13 protein-coding genes and 4 pseudogenes are annotated in these 16857 nt (G+C 69.4%); 7 read left to right on the top strand and 10 right to left on the bottom strand.

The window, feature by feature from the left end:
• Positions 1-367 precede the first annotated feature (367 nt).
• Positions 368-1399, top strand: coding sequence for a DUF2510 domain-containing protein (locus M2271_RS20625; protein WP_280888748.1), 1032 nt, complete (start codon positions 368-370; stop codon positions 1397-1399).
• Positions 1400-1542: 143 nt separating this feature from the next.
• Here M2271_RS20625 and M2271_RS20620 read toward each other — a convergent pair whose 3' ends face one another.
• Positions 1543-2157: a TetR/AcrR family transcriptional regulator gene (locus M2271_RS20620; protein ID WP_280888747.1), complete on the bottom strand. Its 615-nt coding sequence runs from the start codon at positions 2155-2157 to the stop codon at positions 1543-1545.
• Positions 2158-2387: 230 nt separating this feature from the next.
• Here M2271_RS20620 and M2271_RS20615 point away from each other — a divergent pair, with 230 nt between their 5' ends.
• Complete coding sequence (locus M2271_RS20615; protein ID WP_280888746.1) at positions 2388-3209, top strand: phosphatase PAP2 family protein; 822 nt, start codon at positions 2388-2390, stop codon at positions 3207-3209.
• Entirely contained in the window at positions 3206-4270 is a 1065-nt protein-coding gene (locus M2271_RS20610; RefSeq protein ID WP_280888745.1) for a hypothetical protein, read from the top strand. Before M2271_RS20615 ends, M2271_RS20610 begins: the two co-directional genes overlap by 4 nt.
• Positions 4271-4376: 106 nt before the next feature.
• Here the strand turns inward: M2271_RS20610 and M2271_RS20605 are convergent, their stop codons facing one another.
• On the bottom strand, positions 4377-6428 hold the full coding sequence (locus M2271_RS20605) for a phospholipase C, phosphocholine-specific (protein WP_280888744.1): 2052 nt from the start codon (positions 6426-6428) through the stop codon (positions 4377-4379).
• A 253-nt stretch (positions 6429-6681) separates the two neighbouring features.
• On the opposite strand from M2271_RS20605, the pseudogene M2271_RS20600 reads away from it, so the two are divergent.
• A pseudogene (locus M2271_RS20600) lies at positions 6682-6932 on the top strand (hypothetical protein); the annotation flags it as partial.
• Here M2271_RS20600 and M2271_RS20595 read toward each other — a convergent pair.
• From M2271_RS20595 to M2271_RS20560, 8 genes and pseudogenes are all read right to left on the bottom strand, one after another.
• Positions 6921-7058: pseudogene (locus M2271_RS20595) on the bottom strand (PaaI family thioesterase); the annotation flags it as partial. The pseudogenes M2271_RS20600 and M2271_RS20595 sit on opposite strands and share 12 nt — an antisense overlap.
• Before the next feature lie 315 nt (positions 7059-7373).
• A complete protein-coding gene (locus tag M2271_RS20590) occupies positions 7374-7562 on the bottom strand; it encodes a hypothetical protein (protein ID WP_280888743.1) in 189 nt (62 codons plus the stop codon).
• A 23-nt stretch (positions 7563-7585) separates the two neighbouring features.
• The gene (locus tag M2271_RS20585; protein ID WP_280888742.1) at positions 7586-9127 is read right to left on the bottom strand and encodes a hypothetical protein; all 1542 of its coding nucleotides are present in this window, start codon (positions 9125-9127) and stop codon (positions 7586-7588) included.
• 149 nt (positions 9128-9276) lie between these two features.
• Positions 9277-10032, bottom strand: coding sequence for a DUF6424 family protein (locus M2271_RS20580; protein WP_280888741.1), 756 nt, complete (start codon positions 10030-10032; stop codon positions 9277-9279).
• 41 nt (positions 10033-10073) lie between these two features.
• Positions 10074-10358, bottom strand: a pseudogene (locus M2271_RS20575) (M23 family metallopeptidase); the annotation flags it as partial.
• Between the two features lie 150 nt (positions 10359-10508).
• Positions 10509-10742 (bottom strand): annotated as a pseudogene (locus tag M2271_RS20570) (peptidoglycan-binding protein); the annotation flags it as partial.
• Between the two features lie 69 nt (positions 10743-10811).
• On the bottom strand, positions 10812-11507 hold the full coding sequence (locus M2271_RS20565) for a transglycosylase SLT domain-containing protein (RefSeq protein WP_280888740.1): 696 nt from the start codon (positions 11505-11507) through the stop codon (positions 10812-10814).
• A 243-nt stretch (positions 11508-11750) separates the two neighbouring features.
• Positions 11751-12635: a peptidoglycan-binding protein gene (locus tag M2271_RS20560; protein WP_280888739.1), complete on the bottom strand. Its 885-nt coding sequence runs from the start codon at positions 12633-12635 to the stop codon at positions 11751-11753.
• Positions 12636-13789: 1154 nt separating this feature from the next.
• On the opposite strand from M2271_RS20560, the gene M2271_RS20555 reads away from it, so the two are divergent.
• From M2271_RS20555 to M2271_RS20545, 3 genes are read left to right on the top strand one after another with little or no spacing between them, the layout of a single operon-like run.
• Entirely contained in the window at positions 13790-14125 is a 336-nt protein-coding gene (locus M2271_RS20555; protein ID WP_280888738.1) for a helix-turn-helix domain-containing protein, read from the top strand.
• A 29-nt stretch (positions 14126-14154) separates the two neighbouring features.
• The gene (locus M2271_RS20550; protein WP_280888737.1) at positions 14155-14448 is read left to right on the top strand and encodes a hypothetical protein; all 294 of its coding nucleotides are present in this window, start codon (positions 14155-14157) and stop codon (positions 14446-14448) included.
• Entirely contained in the window at positions 14441-16603 is a 2163-nt protein-coding gene (locus tag M2271_RS20545; protein WP_280888736.1) for a zinc ribbon domain-containing protein, read from the top strand. The genes M2271_RS20550 and M2271_RS20545 overlap by 8 nt, the downstream gene beginning before the upstream one ends.
• The last annotated feature ends 254 nt before the right edge of the window (positions 16604-16857 follow it).

Below are 16857 nucleotides of genomic sequence, written 5' to 3'. Positions count from 1 at the left end.
CGACACGCGGATCGGGCGGCGCCCTGCGGCTCGGGCGGCCCGCGTGGATCGGGTAGCGTCCTGCGGCCCGCGTGGGTCGCGGAGGCGACGCCTTCGCCGTGGTGGGCTTCCCGGCCGTGCACGGGACGCCGGGTAACCGAACAGCGAGCCGGCGAGCACCGGCGCCCGGCACGCGTGCGTGCCCGGCTCCACGGCTCCGGGACGCGGCGGGACGGGACGGGACGAGCCGGAACGGGCCGCGAGGAGCCGCGGCTGCCGCCACCCGCAGCGGAACGGCCGGTACGACTCGTCCCGGATTGACCGGGCCTGGGCAGGCGGACCGGCTCCCTCTCATGCCCCTTTCACCGAGTACTCATACGGTGGGGGCATGACGCAGGTGACTCCTCCCGGCTGGTATCCCGACCCCGGGCAGACAGATGACGCTCCCGCCACCGACCGCTGGTGGGACGGTAAGGCGTGGACGGACCAGACCCGCCCCGCGGGATCGGCCGCCGCATGGGGTCCCCCGACGCAGGCGCCGGAGGCCGGACCGTATCCCGCGCATCCCGGCTACCCCGCCTACCCCGCCGAGCCACCGGCCCGTCCGCGACGCGGGCTGCGCACCGGTACAGCCGTGGGCGCCGCCGTCGTGGTCCTCGCCTGCATAGGCGTGGGCGTGTACGCGCTGTCCGACGGTGACGGCGGCAACGTCGGCACGGCCGACTCGCGGCCGGGCCCGGGTGGCCAGGACGGCCAGGGCGGGCCGTTCGGCGGCGGGTCGGGCGGGTCCGGCGGTTCGGGTGGTTCAGGTGGGTCCGGTGGTTCGGGTGGGTCGGGCGGCCAGTCGCCGGATCCGGAGCGGTCACCGGCGCCCGGACAGTCCGAGGCACCGAAGATCGAGAGCGGTTCGGTGACCGACGCGGTCGACGGAATCAGCCTGCCGATCCCGGACGGCTGGTACGGCCAGGAGATCTCGGTAGGCGCGCAGGTCTCCTCGAACAACTCCTACGACTGCCCGGGCGCCCCCACCCAGAAGTGCACGAAGGGCGGCGCGTACTCGGCGCCCGCACTGGCCCTCGGAACCAAGGGGGCCACGGCCGAGGAGGTGGCGAAGGCGGACATCCCGACCAATGCCGAGGAGTCCTACGGCAAGGGCTACGGCAAGATCACCTCGCACGACGTGCTGGAGTCCAAGGCGGTGACCGTGGCCGGGCAGAAGGGCTACCTGGTCCGCTGGCAGGCGGTCACCAGCAAGGGTTCCGACGGGTACGTCCAGTCGCTGGCCTTCCCCTCGCCCGCGAAACCCCAGCAGATGGTCGTCGTCCGCCTCGGCGTCGACGACGATCAGCAGTCCGTCCTCGACGACATCACCAAGGGCATCAAGGTGTCGAAGGGCGGCGGCAGCGGCCAGAACGTCTGACCGGCCGGAGAACGAAGCGGCCGGGTGGGGCTCCTCTCCGCTCAAGAGGAGCCCCACCCGGCCCGGGGGTGCGCCGCCCCCGTCCCCACGGTGCGGCGCGAACAGGTCACCGTCCAGTCATCCCGTGGACGGTGACCCGGGTCTCAGGTCAGGCCGAGTGCGGGCAGCACCGCGGCCTCCACGAACCGGACCAGGTAGTCCGGGTCCGCGTACTTCCCCTCCAGGACGGGCCTGGCGCGCGGGACGCCGAACATCTGCGCCGGGATGTACTCCAGCGCCGGATGGCCGGCGGCGACCTCGCCGCGTTCGACGCCGCGGCGCAGGATCTCCTGCAGCGCGGCGATCTCCGGCTCGACGAGCGCCTCGCGGAGCGCACAGGCGAGTTCGTCGTCCTGCGTGACGGCATGGCCGAGCGCCTGGACCAGTTTGGTGTCCTTCGTCGACCAGGCACCCGAGGCCCGGGCGGCCTCACGCAGATCCTCGGCGAGCGAGCCGGTGTCGATGCCGGTGAAACGCACCTTCCGGTTCGCACGCAGGGCCGCCGCCACGAACTGCGGCTTGGTCCGCCACTGCCGGTAGAGCGTCGACTTGCTGCAGCGCGTGCTGGCGGCGACGGCCTCCATACTCACGGAGTCATAGCCGCATTCGCGGATCTGTTCGAGCACGGCGTCGAAGAACTCCCGCTCACGCTCGGGCGTGATCTTGGAGCGGCGCGAGGCGGCGACCGCCTCCGACCCCTCCGCGGCCTGCGACGTCATGTGCTCTCCTCGCTCGGTCCGGCGGCCTCAAGGCCCGCGTCCAGTGTCGTCCAAGTGTGGCGTACGTCAATCGATACACCAGTGTACCGGTACCCGACCGTATCGGTACACTGACGTATCGGTACACTGTCGTATCGGTACGCACCCGTACCGATGAGTTCCGGCTGTCGGACGAGTCACCCGTCAGTCCGTCACCAGCACACGCACCACGTAAGCGAAAGGGCCGGGGGATGAATGCCCGCACCGAGCCTTCAGAAGCGGAACCAGGCGCGATAGCGCGCCCGCCGCTCGTCCGTGAGCTCCTGCTCGTCGCAGGGCTCTTCCTCGTCTACAAGTTCGGCCGGCAACTGGCGACGGGCCACACCGCCGAGGCGCTCCGCAACGCCCACCGCGTGTGGGACTGGGAGCTGGCCGTCCATCTGCCCGACGAGGGCTCGGTCCAGTCCCTGCTGCTGCACAGCGACACGCTCGTCCACATCGCGAACACCTACTACGCGACGGTCCACTTCCCGGTCACCGTGGGCTTCCTGGTCTGGCTCTATCTGCGGCGCCCTGCCCACTACGTGTGGGCCCGCCGGGTCCTGGCCGCGCTCACCGCCACCGCGCTGGTCGTGCACCTGGTGTTCCCGCTGGCCCCGCCGCGCATGCTGGCCGAGGCCGGTCTGCTGGACACCGCGCGGGTGTACGGCCCTTCGGTGTACGGCCCACCTCGGACCGACCACCTCTCGAACCAGTTCGCGGCGATGCCCTCGTTGCACTTCGGCTGGGCCCTGATGGTGGCGATCGGCCTGATCGTGGCGACCCGGTCGCGCAAGCGCTGGCTGTGGCTGCTGCACCCCCTGGTGACCCTGCTGGTGATCGTCGGAACAGCGAACCACTACTGGCTCGACGCGATCGTGGCGGGCGCCGTGCTGGGCCTCGCCCTCGCGGTGATCCACCTCCCGCACCGGACGGTGACCACGGCCGGACGCTCGCGGGAGAAGCTCGTACCGGCCGACGAGAACGTCCTGGCCGGAGCCGACGAGAACGTCCTGGTCGGAGCGGGCCGATGAACGCCACCCTGCTCGCCGTCGTCCTGTCCCTGTTCTCGGCCGTCGCCTACGCGTCCGCGGCGGTCGCCCAGGAACGTCTCGCCTCCCGCGACCCGGGCTCGGGCCTGTTGCGGCTGCTGGGCTCGGGTGCCTGGTGGTGGTCGGTCGGGCTGAACGCGTCGGCCGCGCTGCTGCACGTCGTCGCCCTCAAGTACGGTCCGCTGACCGTGGTCCAGCCGCTCGGCGCGCTCACCCTGGTCGCGGCGGTGCCCCTGGGCGCGCGGATCGCGGGCCGCCGGGTCAGCGCGGTGGAGTGGCGGGGCACCGCGTTCACCCTGGCCGGACTGGCAGCGATCCTGGTCACCGCGTCCGGAGCCGCCCCGGAGGACGTGCTGAGCACGCCCGACGCGCTGGCGGTCGCGGGGGTCACGGCGACGCTGATCGGCCTGCTGGCGCGGCCGGGCGGCCGGCCGGGACTGCGGCACGCGACCGCGTCCGGCTTCGCCTCCGGAGTGGCCTCGGCCCTCACCCAGACCGTCACGGTGACCGCGACAGACCGCTCCGGCTCGCTGCTCAGCGTGCAGGTGATCGGGGTGGCGCTGCTCGTCGCGGCCTTCGCGACCGCCGGACTGCTGCTGTCCCAGACGGCCTACCGGGGCGGCCTCGGCGCACCGCTCGCGGTGGTGACCCTGGCCAACCCGACAGCCGCGGCGGCGATCGGGCTGGCCCTGCTCGGCGAGCGCCTGCAGGGCGGCACGGCAGGCATTCTCCTCGCGCTGGCGGGAACGGGCCTCGCGTCCTGGGGCGTGGTCCTGCTCACCCGCGCGACACCGCACACCACCACGGACGACGACCACCACCCGGTAGCAGCCATGTCGGACGACGACCACTACCCAGAAGCGGCTATGGCTGCCGTCGACCACTACCCAGTAGCGACTATGGCTGACGATGACCACCCGGTAGCGGCCGTGCTGGCACTGGAAGCCACGACCGCGACGACCGAACCGGCACTGGTCACGGCGGCGAACGAACCGGCACTGGTACCCCGGCGGAAGGAGCCGGGGCACCTCGCGCCACTGTGACCGGGGCGGGCTCGGCCGAGTCCGCTCCAGTCCGCTCCAGTCCGCACGAGTCCGCACGAGTCCGCGTGGTCCCGGGGCACACCGCCCCGGGACCCCGACGGGGGCTCTACTCCGTGGTGAGGGCCGGGTCGCTGACCCCGGGACGCCCGTTCTCGACATGGCCTGCGAACCGCCGGACAAAGGCCGGGTCGGCCTCGGAGGTGACGGTGAGGTCGTACCAGCGTCTGCTCGCCGCGAGCTCGAAGGTGTGCTTCACGGTGGCGCCGGCCCGCACGGTGAAGGTCCTGGCCCGGTGACCGTATCCGTCGGCGACCTTCAACCGGACCGTGCCGCGGCCCTTGTTGGTGAAGGTCAGCTCGATGTCGTCACCGGTGTGCCGTGCGGTGACCTCGGGGCCGGCGGTCTTGTTCGGCCCCTTGAAGACGCGCAGGAAGCCGTTGGGACCGTGCACCGTCAGGTCGTACGATCCCTTCGAGTACGCCGAGTTCCAGGTGTCCGAGACGCTCTTGCCGGCCTCGGTGGTGTAGCTCCAGGGGCCGTCGGTGCGGTTGCCGGAGGTGACCAGGAACGCGGCACCGGCGTTGGCTCCGGAGGCGAAGGCGAGAGTGAACTTCCCGTTCGCCGCGTCCACCGAACCGTCCACGCGCGGCGCGTACCGGAGCGGGCGGGCGAGGCGCAGTCCGCGCTCCTGCCTGGGGAGGACCGGGTTGGCCGGCGGGACCGGCACGTAGTCGGGGTGGCGCTGACGGTCCGGCGGTGCGTAACCGTCGGTGTCCGGCAGGGCGACCGGCGCGGTGTCCTTGCGGGAGAAGTCGAACGCGGAGGTCAGGTCACCGCAGACAGCCCGCCGCCAGGGCGAGATGTTCGGCTCGTGCACGCCGAAGCGGCGTTCCATGAAGCGGATGATCGAGGTGTGGTCGAGCGTCTCGGAGGAGACGAACCCGCCCTTGCTCCAGGGCGAGACGACGAGCATCGGCACCCGCTGACCGAGCCCGTACGGACCGGCGACATGACCGCTGTCGCCCGTGAAGAGGTCCGGTCCGGGATCGACCGTCGACTTGCCCTGCGCGGCCGAAGCCGGCGGGAACGGCGGGACCAGGTGGTCGAAGAAGCCGTCGTTCTCGTCGTAGGTGATGAACAGGGCCGTCTTCGCCCACACCTTCGGATCGGCGGTGAGCGCGTCCAGGACCTGGGCGATGTACCAGGCACCGTAGTTGGCGGGCCAGTTGGGGTGTTCGGTGAAGGCCTCGGGGGCGGCGATCCAGGAGATCTGCGGCAGTCTGCCGCCCTTGACATCGGCCTTGAGCTGGTCGAAGTAGCCCTCGCCCTTGGTGTGGTCGGTGCCCGTGCGGGCCTTGTCGTACAGCGGGTCGCCCGGCTTGGCGTTCCGGTACTGGTTGAAGTAGAGCAGCGAGTTGTCGCCGTAGTTGCCCCGGTAGGCGTCGTTGATCCAGCCCCAGGAACCGTTGGCGTCGAGGCCGTCGCCGACGTCCTGGTAGATCTTCCAGGAGACGCCGGCCTTCTCCAGGCGCTCGGGGTAGGTCGTCCAGCCGTAGCCGACCTCGTCGTTGCCGAGGACCGGGCCGCCACCCTGGCCGTCGTTGCCGGTGTAGCCCGTCCACATGTAGTAGCGGTTCGGGTCGGTGGAGCCGATGAACGAGCAGTGGTAGGCGTCGCAGATGGTGAACGAGTCGGCGAGTGCGTAGTGGAACGGGATGTCGTCGCGGGTGAGATACGCCATCGTCGTCGACGACTTGGTCGGCACCCACTTGTCGTACCTGCCCCCGTTGAAGGCGGCGTGTCCGTCGTTCCAGCCGTGCGGGAGGTCCTGGAGGAAGGCCATGCCCAAGTCGTCGGCATCGGGGTGGAAGGGCAGGACGTCCTTGGTGCCGTCGGACTGGTGCCAGACCGTCCTGCCGTTCGGGAGGGTCACCGGACGCGGATCACCGAAGCCACGAACGCCGCGCAGCGAACCGAAGTAGTGGTCGAAAGAACGGTTCTCCTGCATGAGGACGACGATGTGCTCGACGTCCTCGATGCTCCCCGTGCGGTGGTTCGCCGGGAGCGCGGCCGCGCGCTGAATGCTGTTCGACAGCGCGGTGAACGCTGTGGTCGCGCCTCCGAGTTGGAGGAATCTGCGCCGATTGACTTCGGGCATGGGTGGTGCCTCTCATCCAGAGGTGAGGATGGCCGGAACATGACGGCATGCGTGTGGTGCGAGTGTTCCAAGAGCACCAAACGTCAGGGAAGGGTCTGGTGGCGCTGATGTGAAAGTCGCCGGTACGGGAGGTGCGGGAGTGCCCGAGCGAGGGTTGGTCGCGATCATGGCAGAGACACATACGTCGCCGTCCACCCCGACGAAACTGCCCGTACGACCGCTGCGGCAGTCCTCAGTCTGGTGGGCTTCTGAAATCCGGCAGGGCGCGCGGGAGACGAGGAGCGCCGAGCAACGCCGGGCGCCGCGCCCCGGCCAGTTCGACGCGGTACGCCCTGCTCCGGCCCGTTCGAAGCGGTACGGCCCGCCCCGGCCTGTTCGAGGCAGTGCGCCGCCACCTCCCGGGAGTCCCTCCGCATCTGCGGCATCACGGCGGCCGGCACGATCGCGTACCACACGTGGACGTCGTACCTGCCGACGCACGCCGAACTCAACTCCGACGTCGACCATGACCCGTCGGAGGAACTTCACGGTCAGATCGAGCGAGGTGTATCCCATGCCCCGCGGCAGTGGCGAATGGACAGCCGCACCGCCCGCCGAGTCGAGCAGGGTCGGGTAGACCCCGCCATGCACACCCACCGCCCTGCCCGGCTCTGCGGCGCGGGCTCAGGGGTGACCTCCGTACAACGAAGCCATCAACAGGCGTGGCGCGAACCAGGAACCTGCCGCACAGGACTCGGACGCACTGGCCACGCTCGTCATCGACACACTTCTGCACGGGGCAGGGCAGCGCGGCTGAGCCGGGCGAGCTCGGCAACAGGGAGTCGCACCCGTGTGCGCGGCGGTGGAGGACAACGGGGCTGCCGTGCAGGACCCGACGGTGGCCGCCTCAGCCGTCGTCGATGGGCTGGCTGTGGTCCGCTACGGCGCCTGCGGCGGGGGTCCACGTCACCTGGCCGTGCTGGAACCGTGGACCTCGTGCGTGCCCGCCTGGGGCGTCGAGTAGATCGTCCCGTTCTCGAAATCACGCGAGCGCCCACGCCCGTCGGGTTCGGCTCCTTCGCCGCTGCCGGCACCCGCGTCGAACGGTGCGCCGATCCATGGGATCTGAGCCCACTTCTCGTCGATCGCAGTCATCTGACACCTCCGGTGGTCTCTCGTCAGTCCCACGATGTGGCGGTCAGGCGTACGGCGGCCTCGCTGCCGAGGATCGGCGCGGCGGTCCCGGGAAGTGCGACGGTGGTCGACCACACACCGTCCCCGGAGTCCTCGTCGCGCAGACGTGTTCCGATGGGCGTGAACTCCGCGATGGCGCCCGGGATGAGCGAGTTCCAGGAAGCCGAGATCTCGGGGCCTGCGGGGCCGGAGCCGATGTCGACGACCAGGATGTCGTCAAAGTCCGCCGTCTGTTCGAGGTGGTCTCCGAAGCTCAGGAAGCCGTGCTCCTCGCGCAGGGAGACGATCCGCAGGTGGAGCGCGTAGCGCATGGTCTGCGACGTCGCCGGCAGGGCCAGGTCACTGTGCAGGAACACGGTTGTCAGCGGCACCGCGCCGTCGGCGTCGGCGCGCGTGTCATCGGCGTCGTCACGCGTGCCATCGGCCCGGCCGTCGGACAGCTGGATCGGGCACCAGTGAGAGGCGAGCCTCTCGTGCATCACGACCGGCAGGCCGCGTACGGACAGCCGCACCTCGGCCTGCCAGGTGACCCCGTCTCGTTCGGGCAGCCGGTGACCGAGCAGGGCGGCGTCGACCCTGTGGTCGCCGAAAAGGAAGCGGCGCAGGTTCTGGTAACCCTCCTCGGAGTTGACCAGGCCGTAGGCGCCGCTGTGACTGCGGTGCACGTACGACGTGTGGGCGCCCGGGACGTAGGCGTTCTCGATCTGAACCAGACCGTCGCTGCGGACCCCGACGGCAGCGGAGGACAGGCCGTGTGCCACGTCGTAGTCCGTCGGGTCGGTGCCCACCAGGCAGAAGACCTTCTCCGGGCGCAGAGCTCCGTCGTGGTCGGGGATGGCTCGTGCGTCCCAGCCGGCGGAGGGGCCGTCAGGATCCGCATCCGCCTGCGGAGTGAGGTACTGGTACATGCGGCGCGGGCCGAAGATGTCGGCGCCGTTGACGCCGGTCGCGTCGCGCAGTTTCTCCACGAGGCCGAATCCGACGTCGAAGGCGATACCCCCGTGCGGTGTCCCGTACGTGAACAACTTGTCCACGTAATCCGCCGGAATCAGATTCCGGTCGGGGAGGATCTTCTGCAGGAGACAGCGGCAGACGAGCCCACCCATCGAATGCGCGACCAGATGGACGCGAGGCGCATGGGTTCTGTCCTTGATTTTCTCGATGAAGCCCAGAAGGTGCTCGGCGGCGTGCTCGATCCGGAATTCCTCGGGCCCGTTTCCCCAGGTGCTCGCGGACGGGTCGTAGAAGCGTTCCACCCAGATGCTGTCGGGTGCGATGTCCTTATGGGCTTCGAGGTACGCCTCCTGGCCGCCCTCGACCAGGATCTTGTACCCCTCGTCCAGATGAAGTCGCAGCAGCGGACTCTCGAACTGGTAGAAGCCGGGCTTGTCGTCTGACTCCACGCGTACGTGCGTGGACCCCTCGTTGAAGCCGTAGAAAGGATCCTCGACAGCCTTGTTGATGCCCGCGGTGTCGCCGGCGTATCCCCGGACGTAAACGATCGGAAGCTTTTCCCGTTCGGACATGACTTCTCGGGCCTCCTCGCTCATCGAAGCGGGCTCTTTGGCCTTCTTCAGTTCTTCTCCGCGGCTTGCGGCGGGGCCGGTTGCGCGGCGCGGGACACCGAACCGGCCAGGGCGACGATGTGCTCAGCCTCCTCTTAGCCGTCGGAGAACTACTGGTTCCTGTAGGCCGCTTGCGCGACCGGGTGGGCCGGTTCGAGAAGGAGGGGGCGGCCCTCGGCCTGTGCTTCGAGCAGGGGCGCACGCAGGGTGGAGTCCTGCGCGGCGTACAGGACGTGGACGCGGGCGTCCCCTGATCCGCGACGGTCCACCGGAGCGACGGCGACGTTCTCACCGCGCTCGTCGGTGACCCACAGTTCGAAGTCCCCGAACTTGATCAGGTCGATGTCGGTGATCGGCGTCGGATAGTGATGTACGCCTCCGCCCTTGGGCAGCCTGGCGCTGTGCTCGTGGTGGGGCAGGGGGACGCTGGCGTTGCAGATGGAGTCGGTCCACCGGGCCACGGAGTCGGCGTCCGTGATGGGGGTGTCCAGCAGTTCCCGTATACCCAGTTCCTCGACGGCCTGCGGGAACGCCGCGTAAACGCGACGAGCGTTCTGGCGCAGCAGGTCGACCTTCGCCGGGTCGGCGCAGAACTGCGCGGACCACTCGATACCGGCGAGGTTGCGCACCATGAACCATCCGTCGTTGTCCTTCAGCCACAGCCCGCCGCCGTGATGGTCCTCCACGGGCTCCGGGCCGAAGAACGGTTCCTCGACCGTGGCCAGCATGTTGTGCATGCGCTTGCGTGACTTCTTGTACTCGGGCGAATCGACGCGCGGCGCGTGCCCGGGAATGTTGATCTCCCACCTGAGCTGCTCCGCTTCGGTGTGCAACTGAGTGCCGCCCACTGCCTTATGCGTTGTCATGATCGCATTCCTCCCTCACCTTCTGAGGACCTGGCTGCCGATTACCACCTGGGATCCTCGTCGGAGCCGAACCCCTTGCCGGCCGGACGCTTCTCGAAGTGCAGGTGCGGGCCCGTGGCATTTCCGGTGTCGCCGACCAGGGCGATCTCCTGCCCGGCCCGCACCGAGCCCTTGGTGACGAGCCGCTTGGAGAGGTGGCAGTAGTAGTAGTCGGAACCTCCGGAGGTGAGGACGAGGTAGTGACCAAAGCTACGGTCCTCCCCGGAACGGACTGAGCCGCCGGTTACCGCGACACAGGACGTGCCCCGTGCGGCGGCGTAGTCTGCGCCGGTGTGGTAGCCGAGGCTCCAGTGCGGCCCCTTCTTGTGATAGGCGGTCGTGACCCCGTGCCCGGGCACAGGCGAGGAGACGTGGGCCTGGCCACCATGAGCCTGACCGCCGTGGGTCTGACCGCCGTGGGTCTGACCGCCGGTCTTCGGCACGTGGAGTCGGTCCCAGGACTGCCTTCCGGGGATGCCATCGGCATCGCTGCCCGAGAAGCCGAGTTTGTGCTGCCAGGCGGCGAAGGACTGACGGTCCACGTCCGTCCACTCCGGACCCGGACCCGACTGATAACGCCCGCATCCTTCCTCGACGAGTCGCCGTCCCATCGCCTTGACCATCGGACTGCGTCGTCCGTTGTGGAAGAATTCCGCTCCAGGGAACGACTCAAGCGCCGGCATGATTCCTCCTCAGTAGAGGTGCGGGGGGCTCAGTAGGGGTGGGGGGACACGGAGGGCTCAGTAAGGGTGTGGAGGGAGGTGCGGATTCGCCTGTTGGACACGGGAGATGTCGCCGTACTTCCCCCAGATGTAGTTGATCGCCGCCGCTATGTTCGCGACAGGGTCATAGATCAGATCAGAGGTACCCTCCTGGTGATTCACGGCGAACGTTTCAGGAATCACCTGGGTGTAACCGCGTGAGCAGTTGAGCTTGGCGCCGTCCGACTGAACCGGTCCCGTGGCATTCTTGTCCTTCACGTTCACCGCGTTGGATCCGAAGGATGACTCCCGCCGTATCAGGGTGAGCAGGCTCGCGTCATTACCGACCCCGGTGACCCAGCTCGGCGGCGCGCCCGTCTTGGCGCACGCTTTTTCGGCAAAGGCGCGCACTGTATCCGCGTCCTGGCGGATTCCGGAGTTCTTCGCGAACCGAACTGAGCTCTTGGCGATACCACCTGGATGCCGACACTGCACCCTGAAGTGCGCTCTGGGGCCGAGGTCTGTCAGGGAGGAACAACCGGGGAACCCGTCGGCATCCGCGCCCACGAAGCCCAGTTTGCGCTGCCAGGCGGCATACGCGGACCTCGTCTCACCGTCGAAGAGTCCGGTCGCTCCTGTCGGGATTCTGAACCCCAGGTCGATCAGGGCGCGCTGAATGACCTTCACGTCGTCATTGCGCTTACCGAAGCGGACGTTGGACAGGAAAACCATCATGCCTCCTGGTCCCATACGGAGAGGCGGAGGCAGAGGCAACCTGCCTCCGTCAAGCGGGTCTTCGGGGCCCTGTGCCCACCAGGCGCTTCAGGCCCGGGGCCCCTGTCTCCACCATGCGCTCGCCGGAAGCCGCCTGCAAATGGAGTAGGCCGAGGGACCTCGCAGCCAGTTCCTTCGGCGTCAACCAGCGTTGGTGAATCAGACGTTGGGGAGTCAGACGTTGGGGAGTCAGACGTTGATGAATCAGACGTTGGGGACGTGCAGCCTGTCCCAGCTGGTTCTGCCGGGAATGCCGTCCGCGTCGCCGTCCGAGAACCCGAGCTTCTCCTGCCAGGCCGCGAAGGACTTCACATCGCCCGAGCCCCACACGTCGGTGTCGGTACTGGACTGGTACCGGTTGCAGTGCTCCGCGACGAGCCGACGGTGCATCGCGGCGATGACGGGCGATTTGTGGCCGGGGTGGAAGAAGGACGCACCCGGGAACGGCTCCTGCTCAGGCCGACCGGCCGGCCGGTCCCCCGACCTGGCGTCCGGCTGCCGCCCATCCACGAACATCGGCCACGATCCGGGATCGACATGGTCGTTCTCCGGGACGTGGGCATGCGCGTACCAGCCCTTGTGCGACCGCCACGTGCTCGCGTCGCGATGGGAGGTGAAACCGGTCGGAGGGCCCATGGGCCAAGTGTTCGGCACACCCCACGAGCGCACCCAGGCGTTGAGTTTGCTCCAGCCCTCACACGGGGTCTCTGACAGATTCGCGAAAACCCTGCCGTCGACGCGGCAATGCGGGAAGAACAGGGCTTCGATCTGAATGACAACCTCTCCCGCCCGGTTGGTTCGGGTGCCGCCGGGTCCGTCGAGAAGGGCGAGGCTGCGCGAGGTGGCGGGGAAGAACTGGGCGAACGCTCCGGAGAAGGGATCCCAAAGGATATGCGGTGCCACCTGCTTCCCACCCCCGGTGAAAAATCGCTTCAGAGTGGTGAAGGGCACCAGGTCCCGGGGTGCGGCGGCGGTCGCCTTGAGGTCCGCGGTGATGTGCGCGATCGCCTTCGCCGGAAACTCCGGGTCGCACGGGGCATGGTTACCGAGGTCCTCCTTGATGGCGCCGGGCATCCACAGTTCGGCCATGACAGACTCCTTCCTTCGGGCACGCGACTTCCTTCGGGCACGCGCCTTCTTTCGGTTACGCGATCGGCTGCCGCCATAGCATCACCACGCCCGCCGTCCTTGCTTTCTTCCCGCGGCTCGCCCTCCTGCGCCGTTACTGTCGCAGCGGCTCGTATCTACGGGCGTACGCGCAGGCGCACGTGCGGGCGGAAGCGGGGCGTAAGCGGCATGTGTGCGAGACGCATCAGCACGCGTATGTGTGGCATGTGTACAGGCGTATGTGCGTGCCGGCTCGCGCCGCGCATACGCGCGGTGGCGGGACCGGGCGCATCACTCAGTGACGGCGCCGTCCGGAGGGCACGAAGGGGAACCGCTCCGGACCAGGTCTTTCTCCCCTGAGACTACGCCGGACGGGCTACGCCTGCATGTCGGCGGCCCGAAGCCTGCCGGGCGTTCCGGCCCCGGGAAATGCGGTCGCACCTTTGCCGGGCGGTTCGGGCACGCACCGCCCACAGGTGGCCGTCGCAGAAGGCGACGTAGACCGTTCCGTCGGCCCTGGCCGGTGAAGACCTCAGGAGGGAACCGGTGTCGAGCGTCCACCGGTTGGTGACCTGACACGGCGTCGGCAGCCAGCGACCGGCGGTCCCAACTGCCCACGGAAGCGATGCCGGTGGCCGGCAAGAGACACTGCCATCTTGGATGCCCTTGCCACCTGCGGCTATCGCGCATAAGGCGTGTCACACAGCAAGAAAGCCCCAGGACCACCTCGTCATCGAGATTGTCGGCACGGTGTCTGCCGCCATCACCTCGGCCGCGTCGCTGCGCCGGGTCCGGGGAACCACGCTTCGCGGCAGGGCGTCGCACGGCGGCACGGGTTGACGGTGATCCCGGCCCTGAACGGCTGACCCCTGACCGACCGCTCAACTGAGGTATCGGCTCGACCACCGTGACGAGCGTCCTCCCGCTCCGGACGGCAGCCGGCGGCGTACGAGATGCCGAGCTTGCCCCTCAAAGGGTCTTCAACTGTTGGGGGTTTCGCTTTGGGCTCCTTGTGGATGCTGCGTAGCAGAACGCGTGTGGATCTGTGGGTGATTCTGCCCTGACTCCTGCGATGGTGTGACGTTCGTGCCGGGTGTGGGGTGGTGGGTGCGCGTGGGGCCGTAGGTTTTCTCGGCATGGAACTTCTTCGGTTGGCGGTGGCTGCGCGGCGGGTGGGTGTGCACCCTGGCACGCTGCGGCTGTGGGCGAACGAGGGCAGGGTTCCGGTGGTGTGGGTGGGGCGTGAACGGCGCTTCTCCAGCGAGGCGTTGGACGCTCTGACGGGTTGTCCGGGTGTGGCAGGGCGGCGTGAGGCGCTGTATGTGCGGGTTCCGGGCAGCGGTGGGCAGGAGTCGTCGCTGGCCGCGCAGGAGGCCGAGCTGCGGGCATCCGCTTCGGGGGTGGTGGTCGCGGTCTTCAAGGACCGTGCCTCGGGGCTGCGGGAGTCACGGCCGGGCTCGACCGGCTGTTGAAGCGGGCCGCGAAGGGGGAGTTCACCCATGTGCGGGTCACTCACGGCGACCGGCTGGCCCGCTTCGGCGCGGGCTGGCTGATCCAGGTCCTGGCCCATCACCGCGTCACGGTCGAGGTGTTGCATGCCAAGGGAGCGGCCGGGGGAATGGAGGAGTTGCTGGACGATTTCATGTCGCTGGTGGCCACCTTCTCCGGCCGCATGTACGGGATGCGCTCACGCGAGGCGCGTCGGCGGCTTCTGGCCGAAGCCGGGGGCCTCATGGAGCATCCTGTCCTCGGAGCCGGAGCCGGAGCCGGGGTTGCGGGTGAAGGTCATGGCTAGGCTGGTGGCGACGGCGACGTGTACCGCTTTCTCCGGTGTGCTGGAGGGCACGGGTGAGCTGGTCGGGCAGCGTGTCCTGCTGGAACGGGTGGGTTTCCTTGCCGAGTTGAGCCAGACACTGACCGGCGCTCTGGTGGCCGCCCGGTGGGACGAGAACTCCTTCGACATGCTGGCCGCCGGGGTGGACGAGCGCGGTGAAGTCCTGCCGTCCAAGGGGTGGATGGCACTGCGCCGCCTGAACTGGCCGCAGACTGTCCCGCCCCCGGCGGGAGTGTATGTGCCGGACCGGGTGCGCCGGGGTGTGGAGGAGTACGCGGCCCGCACCCTGCGCCTGGCCCTGCACCGCCGCGGCATCGTGGCCGCGGTCCTGGCCACCTGGCCCGCCGATCCGCGCCGTCGCACCGAGGCGGAATGGGCGGCGTTGCGAAAGCTGCTGCCCGCTGGGGTGAGCAGTGCCGAAATCCGCAACCGCACCCGGCAGGTGCGTGCGTATGTGGCCGGGCACGGGCAGTTGCCCGCCGGGCTGTGCGTCCTGGAGGGACCGCCGCAGGTGGCCCCGCTGGTGTTGCTGGCGGCGATGGACCGCCAGCAGGTCACCCTGGCCCGGGTGGATGCGGTCACTGCCCGGCTCCGGGTGAAACTCCCTCTGTGCGCGGCCCCGGCCACGGGCCGTGACTGGGCGTGGCATGTGATCGATATCCGGCTGCCCGGCACCATCGCGCCGGATGCGGTGCTGCACGCCCCGACCCTGCGTCCCACCCGCACGGGCCGGATCGCCGTCGACCTGCCGCACTCCCGGCCCGCCCCCGTCACCAAAGCGACCGGGCATATGGTGGCCCTCGGCTTCGACTGGGGCGTCAACACCCTGCTCACCGGCACACTCGGCCGCCTGACCGGAAAAGGCCAGACCAGGCGGGTGGTCACCGACGGGCGTCCCCTGGTCTTCGACGCCACCACGGTGAGCGCCGCCCTGCACCGGCTGCGCGGCGTGCGCGAAAGCCTTGCCGCCAAACGCGATCACTACCGGGCACTCGCGGACGGGCTCGGCTCCCCGCACCTGGCCTGGGGCGAACACCTCGACCGGGCGCGGGTACTGGAAGACGAGCACGGGCGGGTGTGTGCCCGGATCCGGCACCTGAACAACGCGCTGGCCTGGGCGGCGGCCCGCTGGGCCGTCGACCAGGCCGTGGCGCTCGGCGCGAGCGTCATCTACCTGGAAGACCTGACCACCCTGGAAGCCCGCGGCCACCGGCGCGGCAACGCCCGCCTGTCCGGGCAGGTCCGCGGCACGGTGGCCGAGGCGCTGCGGCACCTGGCCGCGAAAGCGGCCATCACGGTCGTCACCGTCCCCGCCCGGGGCACCTCCAGACTGTGCCCCGGCTGCCTGAACCAGCTGACCCACCATCCGGCCCCCGACCGGCTGTCCGAGCGCGGCTGGAAGTGGGCACACTGCACCGGCTGCGGATTGTCGATGGACCGTGATCATGCCGCCGCCCGCCGGATCGTCTCCCGCGGCCTGCTCGCACAAACCCACACCACCACCGACCGCGCCACCGGCGCCCGCACCACCGGCGCCCGCACCATCCGCACCACAGTGGACGCCACGGTGACACTGGTCCGGCGCCCGAAGAAGACCACCCGCCGCCTGCGCCGCCAACGCCGCACAGAGACGGCCCCGCCCCGCCAGGCCGGGCCGCAGACCACTCGGGGCAAGGGACACCCCACCCCCACCAGGCCCGCCTCCCCTCGTGGCCGAGGTACTCGGCGCGCCGCCGAACAGGCCCCCGGACAGAAGACTTCCCGCCGTATGCCCGATGTGCGTACGGTCCCCGCCACCACCCCCACCACGGGGGCAGTCCAGCGTCCGGCGGGGCATGACACCACGACACCAGCCCCCGTATCCGGGCCGGTGCCAGGTCATGGAGTACCCGCACCCCACCGGCCCGAAGAAGACCTTCTTCGATCCAGCCGGGTGCGGCTCTCACGCAGAACCTGTCGGCGGCGCACCCGCGCCGCCGAGCGGACCGGCTTCCACCACCTGCACGCCACCGCAGTCCACCCCCTCACCCCGAGGTTCGGACCACCGGACAGCGACCGCACACGGCCACGCCGCGCCCGAAAAGCCTGGAAACCACAGGCACACACAGAGTTCTAGAGACGCTCACGAACCGCCCTCCGAGGGCCACCCCGATGTGAGTCACTGCCGGGCCGCCTTTGCTTGGGATAAGCCCAGCGTGAAGCGCCGCCGCATGCCGCTGACGCTCCGAACGCCCTCTCGCTTCGCAGAGCCCCGTCCCAGCGCAGCGCCAACTCCCTCATGCGGTACTGTCGTCCCGCGTCCCACCGGGCGTGTTGTCCGGGAAGTTGGCCGGAATCAATCCCTCTGCCGTTGCCGACACGGAAAAACGG

The organism is Streptomyces sp. LBL (genome assembly GCF_029893585.1).
In the GTDB taxonomy this organism is placed as follows: Bacteria; Actinomycetota; Actinomycetes; order Streptomycetales; family Streptomycetaceae; genus Streptomyces.
This window is presented reverse-complemented; position numbering and strand designations above follow the sequence as displayed.

Coding starts and splice junctions, on each gene's coding strand:
- M2271_RS20625 (WP_280888748.1), top strand. CDS start 368: ATGACGCAGGTGACTCCTCCCGGCTGGTATCCCGACCCCGGGCAGACA.
- M2271_RS20620 (WP_280888747.1), bottom strand. CDS start 2,157: ATGACGTCGCAGGCCGCGGAGGGGTCGGAGGCGGTCGCCGCCTCGCGC.
- M2271_RS20615 (WP_280888746.1), top strand. CDS start 2,388: ATGAATGCCCGCACCGAGCCTTCAGAAGCGGAACCAGGCGCGATAGCG.
- M2271_RS20610 (WP_280888745.1), top strand. CDS start 3,206: ATGAACGCCACCCTGCTCGCCGTCGTCCTGTCCCTGTTCTCGGCCGTC.
- M2271_RS20605 (WP_280888744.1), bottom strand. CDS start 6,428: ATGCCCGAAGTCAATCGGCGCAGATTCCTCCAACTCGGAGGCGCGACC.
- M2271_RS20590 (WP_280888743.1), bottom strand. CDS start 7,562: ATGACTGCGATCGACGAGAAGTGGGCTCAGATCCCATGGATCGGCGCA.
- M2271_RS20585 (WP_280888742.1), bottom strand. CDS start 9,127: ATGTCCGAACGGGAAAAGCTTCCGATCGTTTACGTCCGGGGATACGCC.
- M2271_RS20580 (WP_280888741.1), bottom strand. CDS start 10,032: ATGACAACGCATAAGGCAGTGGGCGGCACTCAGTTGCACACCGAAGCG.
- M2271_RS20565 (WP_280888740.1), bottom strand. CDS start 11,507: ATGATGGTTTTCCTGTCCAACGTCCGCTTCGGTAAGCGCAATGACGAC.
- M2271_RS20560 (WP_280888739.1), bottom strand. CDS start 12,635: ATGGCCGAACTGTGGATGCCCGGCGCCATCAAGGAGGACCTCGGTAAC.
- M2271_RS20555 (WP_280888738.1), top strand. CDS start 13,790: ATGGAACTTCTTCGGTTGGCGGTGGCTGCGCGGCGGGTGGGTGTGCAC.
- M2271_RS20545 (WP_280888736.1), top strand. CDS start 14,441: ATGGCTAGGCTGGTGGCGACGGCGACGTGTACCGCTTTCTCCGGTGTG.